9 protein-coding genes and 2 pseudogenes are annotated in these 12,928 nt (G+C 64.7%); 4 read left to right on the top strand and 7 right to left on the bottom strand.

The features are described 5' to 3' along the window. The first annotated feature begins 189 nt into the window (after positions 1-189). Both AU072_RS12380 and AU072_RS12385 read left to right on the top strand, forming a co-directional pair. On the top strand, positions 190-2,403 hold the full coding sequence (locus AU072_RS12380; RefSeq protein ID WP_064414094.1) for a 6-phosphofructokinase: 2,214 nt from the start codon (positions 190-192) through the stop codon (positions 2,401-2,403). Then, positions 2,375-2,653: a hypothetical protein gene (locus tag AU072_RS12385; protein WP_133147283.1), complete on the top strand. Its 279-nt coding sequence runs from the start codon at positions 2,375-2,377 to the stop codon at positions 2,651-2,653. The genes AU072_RS12380 and AU072_RS12385 overlap by 29 nt, the downstream gene beginning before the upstream one ends. On the opposite strand, the gene AU072_RS12390 is transcribed toward AU072_RS12385, so the two are convergent. The 4 genes and pseudogenes from AU072_RS12390 to AU072_RS28990 form a co-directional block, all read right to left on the bottom strand. Beyond that, the gene (locus AU072_RS12390) at positions 2,613-3,785 is read right to left on the bottom strand and encodes an acyltransferase family protein (protein WP_064414096.1); all 1,173 of its coding nucleotides are present in this window, start codon (positions 3,783-3,785) and stop codon (positions 2,613-2,615) included. The genes AU072_RS12385 and AU072_RS12390 overlap by 41 nt on opposite strands. Before the next feature lie 11 nt (positions 3,786-3,796). Continuing rightward, positions 3,797-4,759, bottom strand: coding sequence for an L-lactate dehydrogenase (locus AU072_RS12395; protein ID WP_064414097.1), 963 nt, complete (start codon positions 4,757-4,759; stop codon positions 3,797-3,799). Positions 4,760-4,811: 52 nt separating this feature from the next. Further along, on the bottom strand, positions 4,812-5,300 hold the full coding sequence (locus AU072_RS28580; RefSeq protein ID WP_235629918.1) for an SLC13 family permease: 489 nt from the start codon (positions 5,298-5,300) through the stop codon (positions 4,812-4,814). Between the two features lie 806 nt (positions 5,301-6,106). After that, a pseudogene (locus tag AU072_RS28990) lies at positions 6,107-6,634 on the bottom strand (SLC13 family permease); the annotation flags it as partial. A 222-nt stretch (positions 6,635-6,856) separates the two neighbouring features. Here AU072_RS28990 and AU072_RS12405 point away from each other — a divergent pair. Further along, a pseudogene (locus AU072_RS12405) lies at positions 6,857-9,199 on the top strand (glycoside hydrolase family 65 protein). A gap of 39 nt (positions 9,200-9,238) precedes the next feature. Here the strand turns inward: AU072_RS12405 and AU072_RS12410 are convergent. Further along, complete coding sequence (locus tag AU072_RS12410) at positions 9,239-9,625, bottom strand: DUF2237 family protein (protein ID WP_064414098.1); 387 nt, start codon at positions 9,623-9,625, stop codon at positions 9,239-9,241. A gap of 76 nt (positions 9,626-9,701) precedes the next feature. Between AU072_RS12410 and AU072_RS12415 the strand changes: the two genes are divergently transcribed. Beyond that, entirely contained in the window at positions 9,702-10,952 is a 1,251-nt protein-coding gene (locus AU072_RS12415) for a KasA/KasB family beta-ketoacyl-ACP synthase (RefSeq protein ID WP_064414099.1), read from the top strand. Between the two features lie 3 nt (positions 10,953-10,955). On the opposite strand, the gene AU072_RS12420 is transcribed toward AU072_RS12415, so the two are convergent. Further along, the gene (locus tag AU072_RS12420) at positions 10,956-11,831 is read right to left on the bottom strand and encodes a cyclopropane mycolic acid synthase family methyltransferase (RefSeq protein WP_165595615.1); all 876 of its coding nucleotides are present in this window, start codon (positions 11,829-11,831) and stop codon (positions 10,956-10,958) included. Between the two features lie 82 nt (positions 11,832-11,913). Further along, positions 11,914-12,861 carry a cyclopropane mycolic acid synthase family methyltransferase gene (locus tag AU072_RS28455; protein WP_064414101.1) on the bottom strand — a complete coding sequence of 316 codons (948 nt, stop codon included), beginning with the start codon at positions 12,859-12,861 and terminating at the stop codon, positions 11,914-11,916. Positions 12,862-12,928 lie beyond the last annotated feature (67 nt).

Below are 12,928 nucleotides of genomic sequence, written 5' to 3'. Positions count from 1 at the left end.
CGCAAACCGGGGTATGCCCCTGCCGCAATTTTCCGGGAGCGAAGATTCGCATCATGGCGACGAAGCACTGGGTGCGGGGGCACCATCGGGGTTGTGCCTTTCCCCCCCGACCGCGTCGCCTGCCGCAATACGCGATGATCAGGACAGCCAACGGAGTGTTCATCCGCGAGCGGCACGGAGGCCGACGAGATGTCTGAAGTCAAGTCTGCACCATCGAGTATCGCCGTCCTGACCAGCGGCGGTGACGCTGCTGGCATGAACGCGGCTGTGCGCGCGGTCGTCCTCACCGCTGCCCACCGGGGCATCGACGTGTTCGCTGTTCATGAGGGATATCACGGCCTCGTCACCGGCGGTGACCTCATTCGGCGCATGGAACCGTCTGCCGCCGATGGGATTTTGCACCTGGGCGGCACCGTCATCGGGACCGCTCGATCGAAGCGGTTCAGGACCCGCGAAGGCCGCCGCGAGGCCGCCCGCAACATGGTCGAGCGCGGAATCGACGCGCTCGTGGTGATCGGCGGCGACGGAAGTCTTGCCGGCGCCAACCTGTTCCGTCAGGAGTGGGCCGAGCTGCTCGCTGAACTGGTTGATGCCGGGACTATTACGCAGGACACGGCCGACCAACATCCCTTCCTGAGGCTTGCTGGTCTGGTTGGATCGATCGACAACGACATGTCGGGCACCGACATGACGGTCGGCGCTGACACCGCCTTGCACCGGATCATCGACGCATTGGACGCCCTGCACAGCACGGCGGCCAGCCACCAGCGCACATTCGTGGTCGAAGTGATGGGACGCAATTGCGGCTACCTCGCGCTGATGTCATCGCTGGCCACGGCGGCGAGTTGGGTCCTCATCCCGGAGCACCCGCCGAGCGCGGACTGGCGTGCGCAGATGTGTCGGGACATCAAGGCCGGCCGCTCCATCGGTCGTCGCCACAGCGTGGTCGTGGTCGCAGAGGGTGCGCGCGACCGGGACGGCATTCCGATCACCGCGGAGCAGGTTCGGACGCTGCTGGAGGACGAGCTCGGTGAGGACGTCAGAGTCACCGTGCTGGGGCATGTGCAACGTGGCGGCGTACCAAGCGCTTTCGACCGATACCTGGCCACGCAGTTCGGCTATCGCGCTGTGGAACGGCTGTTCGCCGACGAGCCACACGGACCCGCCCAGCTGATCGGGTTGCAGGGGAACCGGGTGATCACCTCGCCGCTGATGGAATGCGTCGCGCGCACGCAAGAGGTTGCCGAACGCGTGAAGTCACATGACTACGACGGCACGATGAAGCTGCGCGGCGGGAGTTTCGGAGAGTCATACCGGATTCTGCAGACGATCCAGCAGGCCGCGCCGCGAAACGACCCGGACCGAGGCTGTCGGATCGCGGTGGTACACGGCGGCGGACCGGCGCCTGGGATGAACGCTGCCGTGCGCGTCGCCGTTCGGATCGGTCTCGACCGGGGTTACACGATCCTTGCGGCCAACAACGGATTTGTTGGACTACGCGACGGTGACGTTCACGAGATGGGCTGGATGGACGTCAGCGGCTGGGTGTCGGAGGGAGGCGCCGAGATCGGCACCAATCGCTACGTTCCCGGGGCCGGTGCCATCGCTCAGATCGCCGAACAGATTGCGGCCCAACGAATCAACGGGCTCCTCGTGGCCGGCGGGTGGGCCGGCTACCGGGCCGCGTACGAGCTGCAGCGGCACCGGGACGAATACCCTGCTCTCGACATCCCGATCGTGTGTATGCCGATGACCATCAACAACGATGTGCCCGGAACCGAGTTGAGCATCGGCAGCGACACGGCGCTCAACAGCATTGTCGCCGATGTCGACAAGATACGGCGGTCAGCGGTCGCTACCCGGCGAGTCTTCGTAGTCGAAGTGATGGGCCACGACTGCGGGTTTCTCGCTCTGGTCGGCGGGTTGGCCACCGGCGCCGACCGGATCTACCTACCGGAAGACGGCATCACACTGGACGGCCTCACCGCCGATGTCCACGCCCTCACGGCCAGGTTCCGAGGTGGTAAGAGGGTTGGTTTGATTGTCCGCAGCGAAGGTTCCGATCGCGTCTACACCACGGAGTTCATCACGTCGCTGTTCCAAAAGGAAGGCGGAGGCCTGTTCGACGCCCGGGCGGAAACCCTCGGCCACGCCCAGGAAGGTGGCAACCCCTCGCCGTTCGACCGGATACAGACAACCATCATGACCGCACGCTGTATGGAATTCCTCTCCGAGCAGCTCGAAGCCGGCGGGCGGGCCAGCGCCATGATCGGATTCCAATCCGGCACACTGCGATTCACCGACCTCACTAGTTACCCGACGCTGATCGAGGAGAACGCACAGCGGCCCGCCGAGCAGCGCTGGATGGACAACCGTGACCTCGCCCTCGTCATGCGAGGCTGAGCCGACCGAACCGGAGGCGGGTATGGGAGAGCGCGACCTGTCGGTGGACTTCTACCGAGTGTCGGCGATAGGCCTTGTCGTGGTGGGGCATTGGCTCGTGGCCAACGCCACCTATTCCGACGGCGAGTTCGGCATGCTCAACGTGCTCGAGGAGATGCCGTGGACCCAGTGGCTGACGCTGTTCACCGTCGGCGCGGCCTTGGTCACGCTCACACCTGCCGATCGCGAAAGAACCACCGGCGGACGGTGAGTCGACTCCCAGCAAGCACGGCCAAGATCACGGCGAGCACCAAGGCCGGGCCCACGATCCACACGGGCCGGGTGAGCCACCACGCCGCAGTCGGCTCGCTCGACAATACGAATCCCGCTCGCTCATATAGCCACAAGAACACCACGAGCGCGGTCATGTGCCAGGTGAAGACGGGCATGGTCACGCCGTTGGCCGCCACCACCGCCCGCCAGGGTCCGCGGCGCTGCAGCCAGGCGTTGAGCCGAGGCCGGCCGAGCATCACCAGCCCGAGCTGGAAGGTGGCGAGCGCCGCGATCGGTGCCGTTGTCGGGAACATGTTGCTGGTGTCCTCGCCCTGCACGGCGACCATCGACCGCGAGTAGGGCCCGAACGTGGTCAGGACGACCAGTCCGGTGAAACCCGCAGCGGCCACCGCGGCTGCGAGTCGGCGGCCGCCGGCAATCAGCGTTCCGTCCCGCCAGAAGTAGCCGAGCTGGTGGCAGAACAGCCATACGCAGGCCGAACCGACCAGGCCCGGGGCCGGCCCGCCCCAATCCAGGCCGAGCCGCAGGAAATCGCAACCGAGGACCAGCGCGGCCAGGACCGCCAATACCCGCCAGCCCCAAGCCTGATGCAGGCGGGCCGTCAGCGGTACGGCGGCGACGACCCCGGCGTAGACGCCGATGAACCACAAGGGGACGAACACGACGATGCCCCACTCGAGTACACCGCGCCGACCGGTGGCCTGCACGATGAGATCGAAGACCAGCCAGACCGCCAGGAACGGTACGAGTGGTGTCAGCAGCCGTCGCATCCGCGCCCCGAGGAACTTCGCCGCACCGCCGCCCGCCCGGGTGACCGCCTCCCAACCCGCGAGGTTGGCGTAGCCGCCGACGAAGAAGAACACGGGCATCACCTGCAGCACCCACGTCGCCATCCATTTGCCCGGTACGTAGCCGATCGGATTGGGCATGACGAGCGCATAGTCGCCGTCCCAGTGGGTGATCGAAAGCGACCAATGCCACAGGACGACGACGCAGATGCTCGCCGCCCGTAAGAAGTCGACGACTCGATCGCGGCTGGCGGGTGTCGCGTCGACCAGCGCGTCGAGATCGGGCAGACCGCTTCGTCGGTTGTCGATCTTCGCCTCCACTTCCGATGTGACTACAGACCCAGCGACGTCTGCGCCTGCTTCAGGGTTGCCGCAGACGCCCGCAGGCCCGCGAGTTCGGGCTCCGAGAGGGACAGCTCGAGTACCTGACCGGCGCCCGCGGCGGTCACGACCGTCGGCAGTGACAGGCACACATCGCTGATCCCGTATACGCCGTTCTGCACGGTCGACACCGGCAGCACGCGGTGCTGGTCACCCAGGATCGCCTCGACGATTCGCGCGGTCGACAACCCGATGGCCAGGCTGGTCGCGCCCTTTCCGGCGATGATCTCGTAGGCGGCGTTGACGACGTCCGCCGAGATCTGGTTGCGCGTGGCTTCGTCGAACACCGCCGCGCCGCCGATGCGGAAATGCTCGGCAGGCACACCGCCGATCGACACGGTCGACCACAACGAGATCTGCGAGTCGCCGTGTTCGCCGACGATGTATCCGTGCACATTGGCGATGGCCAGATCGGCGCGCTCGGCAATGAGATAGCGAAACCTGCTGGAATCCAACACGGTCCCGGATCCGAAGATCCGTCCCGAGGGGATGTCGACTGAACGAACCGCCGCATAGGTGACGATGTCGACCGGATTGGTGACCAAGATGATGATCGCGTCGGGCGAGTGCTCGAGCAGTTGCGGGGTCAACGCCTGGGCCATCGCTACATTGCTGGTCGCGAGGTCCAGCCGGCTCTGGCCCTCATGCTGTTTGGCGCCGGCCGTGACGATCACGACCTTGGAACCGGCGGTGACGCCGACGTCGTCAGAACCGTTGATCGGGCAGTGCGGAACGAATTGGCTGCCGTGGTTCAGATCGAGCACTTCGGCGCGGAGCTTCTTGGCGTCGATGTCGTAGAGGCTCAGAGATCCCGCAGATCCGCGAATCAGGCAGGCATAGGCGATCGCGGTACCGACACCGCCCATACCGACGATGCTGACCTTAGTGGACCGTCCCCTCAATGACTCCGTCATAGCTCCATAGTTCGACGATGTCGCGTCGCGCGCGACGGTTCGGGCAGATTCGTCACCCAAGTGGCCACCACAACGGGATCACCACCATCGCGACCACGAACCACGCCATCATCGTGACAATGCCGAGCCGCCAGTAGTCGCTGAAACGATAACCACCAGGATGCATCACGATCATATTGGCCGGTGTCGCAATCGGAGTGAGTAACGATGCCGCTCCTGCGAGCGCCACCAGAATCAGCGTCGCCTGTACCGAGACACCGCTGTCGACCGCGGCCGCCACCGCGATCGGTATCACGACCAACACCGTGGCGACATTCGAGATGAACTGGCCGAGAAGCGCGGTGAGCACGAACAGCAGGCTCAGCAGTAAATATGGGCTGTGGCTTCCCACCACGTCGACGATCGGCGTGGCGATCTGCTCTGCGGCCCCGCTGGTCTGGATCGCCGTGGACAGCGGGATGAGCGCGCCGATGACGATGATCGTCTGCCACGGGATCGCGCGGTACACCAGGTCTGTCCGCACCACGCGCAACGCCACCATGGCCAGTGCAGCCAGCAAGGCCGCCCCGCCGGCGGCACGATCCCGGTCACGAGCAAAACGACCATCGCCGCAAGCACAGCAAGCGCTCGGGGCGCCGAGCGGTCCAGCGCGACGGTCTGCCGCCGTACGTCCTCGGTCGAATCGACGACCAGCATGCCGGAGGCGGTCAACCGGTCGATCGCGGACCATTGGCCACGCACCAGGATGGTGTCACCTTGGGACAGCTCGACGACACGTGCGTCGGCGTCGGCGTTCATTCGATGCACCGACAAAACGGTGACCCCGGCAACGGATAGTCCGGGAAAAGCCTTTGCGCCCAACCAGTTTGATCGAGGGGGGATCACCAGCTCCGCGAGTCCGCTGTCGCGGCCCAGCAGGTCGTCGTCGGGCCGGGTCACCACGTGCTCGATCGAGCAACCGGCGTGGTCGGCGAACGCGGCGACGATCTCGTCATCGCCTTCGACGACGAGCACGTCCCCGGGTTCCAGCCGGTGATGGTCGTCGGCGATCCGACCGCCGTGTGTCTGGGTGGTCACCAAGGTCAGCTGGTCACCGGCTGACGAGCCGGTGCCTGCGCCGTGCGCGGCGACGAGATCGCGCGCCGGCACTCTGACCGCTGCCGACCGCTCACCGACCGTCAACCGGAACAGGCGACGGTCCAAACCCCAATGGTCGACGATGCGCGGTAGGTAGTCACTGAAATCGCTGGGCAAGGTCGTCGACTCGCGGTCGGGCAGAAGCCGAGGGCCGAAAGCCACAGCCACCAGGATGGTCACCAGCACCAGCGGGACCCCGACGAGCGCGAACTCGAAATAGCCGAACCCGGGCCCCCCATAGGCGCGTGAGGCGTCGTAAACCAGCACATTGACCGGACTGCCGCCGAGCGTCAGCAGCGCTCCCGCGCTACAGCCGAATGCCAACGGGATCAACACCTTTGACGGTGGGATCCGGGCGCGGCGCGCCACCGCGGTAGTGACCGGTACCAACGCCGCGGCGGCACCGTTAACGGTGATGATTGCGCTGACCACTGCACCCAGCGCCAACACGGTGCTCACCAACCGGGTGTAAGCCCGTCCCGCCAATCGGGCCAGCGTCCCGCTGACCCAGGCCGTGACCCCGGACGCCTCCAGACCCTCGCTGACGACGAACAGTGATGCGATGAACACGATCACCGCGTCGCCGAACCCACTAAAGAGTGTTCTCGTGTCGATCAGTCCGGTGAAGTACAAAGTCAACGCGACACCGATCGCGACCACCTCGACCGGAAGCCGGTTCCAGATGAACAATGCGACGGCGACGCCGACGATCACCAGGCTCAGTGTGGCGTCGGACATGTGACCGTCTGGCTCGTGCCGGTTGTGGGGCGCTGACCGGCGATCGTCTCGGATCCGGCTTCGGTGGTGTCGGGGTCGATCAGTTCGGCGTGATGCACGATGTGTCGATTATCCCGACAATCACGTCAACGCGCCGCGAATTGCGCGAGCCGCCAGGCCCTCGGAGCTGCATCGACTCCCGAACCGGTCATGCTACGGCCGGGTGATGACGATAATGGCGCCATGACAACCCCTGCCGACCTTCGGGTTTCTCCCTGGGAATTGCGGTGGTCCGGCTTTGAGCTCGACTCGTTGCCCGACATCGAATCGATATTCGCCTTGTCGAACGGCCACATCGGGTTGCGTGGAACCCTCGACGAGGGTGAGCCGCTGGGTACACCCGGTACCTACTTGAACGGGTTCTACGAGAATCACGAATTGCCCTATGCCGAAGGCGGATACGGCTACCCCGAAGACGGCCAGACCGTCGTGAATGTGACCGACGGGAAGATCATTCAACTGTTCGTTCAGGATTCGCCGATGGACATGCGCTACGGCAGAGTGATCGAACACGAATACAGTCTGGATCTCCGCGCGGGCACACTGCGCCGCAACACCGTATGGGCCTCCCAGACAGGGCGGTGCGTACGGGTCAAGTCGGAGCGGCTGGTCTCCTTCGCCCAACGCGCCGTCGCCGCGATCCGCTACGAGGTCGAGCCGCTGGACTCGATGTTGGAACTGGTCGTGCAATCCGATCTGCTGGCCAACGAGGCGGTCGCGACCCCTGGTGACGACCCTCGGCTGGCGGCGGCACTGGATCGACCCCTGATTGCGAATTTCGCTGCGGCGACCGACAAGTCGGCAGTGCTGGTTCATCACACCAGGCGCTCGGGATTACGTGTGGCCGCCGGAATGGATCATCAGCTCGATGACATCCCGGGAAGCTCATGCGATATTCGGGCCGAAGAAGACCTCGCGCGGATGACCGTTGCCGTCGACCTGCCCAAGGGTCAGGTGCTGCGGATGACGAAGTTCCTCGCGTACGGATGGTCGAGCAGGCGCTCCACGCCGGCATTGCGCGCGCAGGTGGACGCCGGACTTGCGGCGGCAAAGCAGACCGGATGGGACAACCTGCTCAGACGGCAACGCGAGTACCTCGACTCCTTCTGGTCCCACGCAGACATCGAGATCGACGGGGATCCAGAACTCCAACACGCGATCCGGTTCGCGCTGTTTCAAGTGCTCCAGGCCGGCGCCCGAGGGGAGAGTCGACCCATATCGGCGAAGGGCCTGACGGGTACCGGCTACGGCGGGCACGCGTTCTGGGATACCGAGACCTACGTGCTGCCCGTGCTGACCCACACCATGCCGTAGGCGGCTGCGGCCGCTCTGCGCTGGCGGCATTCGACACTGGAGAAGGCTCAACGGCGCGCTGATGAACTCGCGCACAGCGGAGCCATGTTTCCGTGGCGGACGATCGACGGTGAAGAATGTTCCGGCTACTGGCCGGCGGGCACGGCGGCGGTCCACGTGACGGCCGACATCGCCTACGCGACGGCACAATACATCGCGGCGACCGGAGATCAGCAGTTCGAAAACGATTGCGGTGTGGAACTTCTCGTCGAAACCGCCCGCCTGTGGGTGAGCCTGGGCCACCATGATTCCACCGGGCAGTTCCGCATCGACGGCGTCACCGGACCCGACGAATACACGGCGCTGGTCGACAACAACCTGTTCACCAACCTCATGGCGCAGCACAATCTGACCGAAGCCGCCGATGTGTGTGAGAGGTGCCCGGCGGTCGCCCGCAGTCTCGGGGTCAGTGCCGAAGAAACCGCCCAATGGCGGGTCGCGGCGTCCAACATGGTGGTGCCGTTCAATCCCGATCTGGGAGTGCACGAGCAGTCGGAGAGCTTCACCCGGATGGCGCTGTGGGACTATGCCGCGACGTCTGCCACCGACTATCCACTTCTGCTGCACTATCCGTACTTCGAGCTGTATCGCACTCAGGTGATCAAGCAGGCGGACCTCACGCTGGCGATGTATCTGCGGGGTGACGCCTTCACCGAGGAAGAGAAGCTCCGCAACTTCGAGTACTACGAAGCGTTGACCGTCCGTGACTCGTCCTTGTCGGCTTCCGCGCAGGGGGTGATCGCCGCAGAGGTCGGCTACCTGCAGCTCGCTTACGATTACCTCGTCGAAACCGCATTCATCGATCTGCACAATCTGCACGGCAATGTCTCCAGCGGTCTGCATATCGCCGCGCTCGCCGGAACATGGCTCGTCTGCGTGGCCGGGTTCGGTGGAATGCGTTGTCGCGGTATGGAGTTGACCTTTGCGCCCGCACTTCCGAACGCGCTGAATCGCATGAAGTTCACAATTCTCTGGCGCGGCAGTTGCCTGTCGGTGGAGATGACCGCTTCTGAAGTCACATATCGACTCCAATCGGGTGACCCGGTTCAACTCACCCACTATGGGCAGGCGTTGACGGTCGGTGACGAACCCGTCAACGTGCCGATCAAGAATCCGGCCCAACGGGGAGTAGTGGAATTCCCCGCGAATCGCGCGCCGTACCGACGAGCGTGAGTCGAGCGGTCCCGTTGACCGGATCGCCGCACGAAGTGGCTAGAGCGATCCGAGATCGTCGGGCACGTCGACCGCGTGTTCGCGCAGGGCTTCGAGCGAGATGACCTCGAGCGTGCGTTCATGTGTCGACGCCAGCACCACCGGCGCGGCGAAGCCGTCCTGGTAGGCCTTCAACCAGTTCACCGCGGTGACGCACCAGCGGTCGCCCGGCCGCAGACCGGGAAAGCGGTACTCCGGTCGCGGGGTGGACAGGTCGTTGCCGATGGACCGCTGGTGCCCGAGGAACTCCGCCGTCACCACCGCGCAGATGGTGTGGCTCCCCAGATCCTCGGGCCCGGTCGAGCAGCACCCGTCCCGGTAGAAGCCGGTCATCGGGTCAGAACTGCACGGCTGGAGCGGCTCGCCGAGCACATTGAGTTCAGCCACAAGTCGTCCATCGTTTTGGAGGGTCCTAATATTCAGTAATACCCGAACGTATTCGAACCAACGAGGAGCATCCGGCATGGCCGCGCTCAGGACTGGCGACGGATTTCCCGACATCGTCGTAACCGCTGTCGCCTCGACGACAGCGTTGGCCACCGACGCCGAAGAGACCTGGCAGCTGCTACAGCAGGGTCGAAGCGGCATCCGGGCGCTCGACAAGTGGTTCGTCGACGAGTTCGACTCGCCGGTCCGTATCGGGGGCGCGATCCTCGAGGATCTCGACGAGCACCTGGACCGGGTCGAACGGCGCCGGACGTCATACATGCAGAAGATGTCCACCGTGCTGAGCCGCAGGCTCTGGGAGATAGCAGGCAATCCCGACGTCGACACCCGGAGGCTGGCGGTGTCGGTCGGGCTCGCGCTCGGCAGCACCGAGGAGATCCCGCTCCAGCACGATCTTTGGCGACAGAAGGGCCTGCGCGCCGTGTCGCCGCTGACCATCCAGATGTACATGCCCAACGGGGCGGCCGCCGCGGTGGGACTGGACCGGAAGGCGAAGGCGGGCATCATCTCGCCGGTGATGGCCGACGCCTCGGGTGCCGCGGCCATCGCGCAGGGCTGGCGACACCTCATCCTCGGCGAGGCCGACATGGTGATCTGCGGCGGGGTGGAGACCCACATCGAGGCGGTGCCGATCGCGGCGTTCAGCCTGCAGGGGCTGCTGTCGACCAGCAACGACGACCCCGCAGGCGCCTGCCGACCCTTCGACAAGGACCGCGACGGCATGGTGTTCGGCGAGGGCGGCGCGTTGATGATCATCGAAACCGAGGAGCACGCCAAGGCGCGCGGTGCGAAACCGCTGGCCCGGCTGATGGGCGCGGCCATGACCTCGGACGCCTATGACTTCACCGAGCCCGATCCCCACGGTGAGCGCGCCAGCGACGCGATCACCCGGGCGATCGAACTGGCCGGCCTGACGGCCACCGACATCGACCACATCAACGCGCACGCCACCGGGACCGTGCACGGGGATCTGGCCGAGGCCAGGGCCATCCGCAACGCGCTGGGCGACCATTCGCCCGCGGTGTACGCGCCGAAGGCGGCGTTAGGGCATTCCCTGGGGTCCGCAGGGGCGATCGAGGCCGTGTTGACGGCTCAGGCGCTGCGCGACGGGGTCGTTCCGCCCACGCTCAACCTCAAGGACCTCGACCCGCAGATCGACCTCGACGTGGTCGCCGAGAGCCCGCGCCGCGGCGACTACCGCTACGCGGTCACCAACTCGTTCGGGCTCGGCGGCTACAACGTCTCGTTGGTTTTCGGCGCCTACTAGCGGCTATTTGGTCAGCGTGAACTGTCCGACGTAGCTGACGTTGCGCGAGAAGAAGTCCGAGCAGCCGCGCAGGTACTTCATGTAGCGGTCGTAGACCTCCTGCGACGTCGCCGCGATCGCCTGATCCTTGGCGGCCTCCAGCTTCTCGGCCCACGTGTCGAGGGTGCGGACGTAGTGCGGGGTCATGTCGTCGAACTCGGCGACGGTGAAGCCGGCATTCCCCGCGAACTCGTAGACGTCCTCGTCGCACGGCACGGCGCCACCGGGGAAGATCTCCTTGGCGATGAACCGCATGAACTTCAGGTCCGACATCACGATCGGGATCCCCAACTCGGGCCAGCGCTTGAGCGGGTGGCCCATGATCGTCTGCAGCACCATCCGGCCGTCGGCGGGCATGACGCGGTGGCAGGTGTCGAAGAACGCCTTGTACTTCGTCTTGGGCCACGCCTCGAACGCCTCGATGGACACGATGCGGTCGACCGGCTCGTCGAACTCCTCCCAGCCCTTGAGCAGCACCCGCCGGGAGCGTTCCGTGTCGACAGCATCGAGGATCTGCTGACCGAGCGCGTGCTGGTTGCGGCTCAGTGTCAGCCCGACCACGTTGACGTCATAGGTCTCGATCGCGCGCTTCATCACCGAAGCCCAGCCGCAGCCGATGTCGAGCAGCGTCATCCCGGGTTGCAGGTCGAGCTTGCGCAGCGCCCGGTCGATCTTGGCGTACTGGGCCTCCTCGAGGGACATGTCGTCACGCTCGTAGAACGCACAGCTGTAGGTCCGCGTCGGATCCTGAAACAGGCCGAAGAAGTCGTTCGAGAGGTCGTAGTGGGCTTGAACGTCCTCGTACGCCACCTTCATCGTCGTCCCCGAACTATCCGACATATTCCTTTGGCCTCCTATGCGGCTACGCGACCCCGACGACCCCGTAACGACCAAGCTTTATATCGCACTTTTCCTAAACCGGCTAAGCAGCCGCCTTCTCGCACGTGAACTGGGCGACGTCGGTGTAGCCGTCCCGGAAAAGGTCGGCACAGCCGGTCAGGTATTTGCGGAAGCGCTCGTAGATCTCCTCGGAGGTGATCTCGATGGCCTCGTCCTTCTTCGCCTCCAGGTTTGCTGCCCAGGTATCGAGCGTCTTGACGTAGTGCGATTGCAGGTGCTGCTCACGGGTGACCGTGTAGCCGGCCTTGTTTGCGTGCTCGCGCACCATCGAGGCCAGTGGCAAACGTCCGCCGGGATAGATCTCGTCCATGATGAACTTGATGAATCTCACTCGGGACATCGTCAGCGGCAGGCCCTTCGCCTTGATCTCCTCGTCCTCGGGAATGATGATCGTGTGTAGCATCATCACGCCGTCGTCGTCGGGCATCCAGTTGAAGGTCTTCTTGAAGTAGTCGTCGTACTTGTTGAAGCCGAAGTGCTCGAATGCGCCGATCGAGACGATCCGGTCGACCCGGCCCTCGAATTCCTCCCACGGCTGCAGCCGGACTTCCATCTTCCGGTCGCTCTTGATGTTGGCGAACCGGTTCTCCTCGATGTGGCGCTTCTGGTTCTCGCTCAGCGTGAGGCCGATGACGTTGACGTCGTACTTCTCCACGGCCCGCTGGATCGTCGAACCCCAACCGCAGCCGATGTCGAGCAGCGTCATTCCGGGCTTGAGGCCCAGCTTGCCCAGTGACAGGTCGACCTTCGCGAGCTGCGCCTGCTCCAGCGTGTAGTCGTCCTTCTCGAAGTAGGCGCAGCTGTAGGTCTGCGACGGGTCCTGCCAGAGCTTGAAGAACTCATTGGAGATGTCGTAGTGGAACTGGACTTCCTTCTTGTCCGACCCGCGGGTCTGCGATGCGGATTTGGACAGCCATTTCGACTGCGCCTGGTCTGTCGAGCTCTGCTGTGTATCTGAGGTTCCCACCACGGTCCACCCTTAGAAACTGATCGAGGGACGAATATTCGACTATCGCGCAGTTTTCTTCGACACGATG

Origin of the sequence: Mycolicibacterium novocastrense, assembly GCF_001499835.1 — a bacterium.
Classification (GTDB): domain Bacteria; phylum Actinomycetota; class Actinomycetes; order Mycobacteriales; family Mycobacteriaceae; genus Mycobacterium; species Mycobacterium novocastrense.
This window is presented reverse-complemented; position numbering and strand designations above follow the sequence as displayed.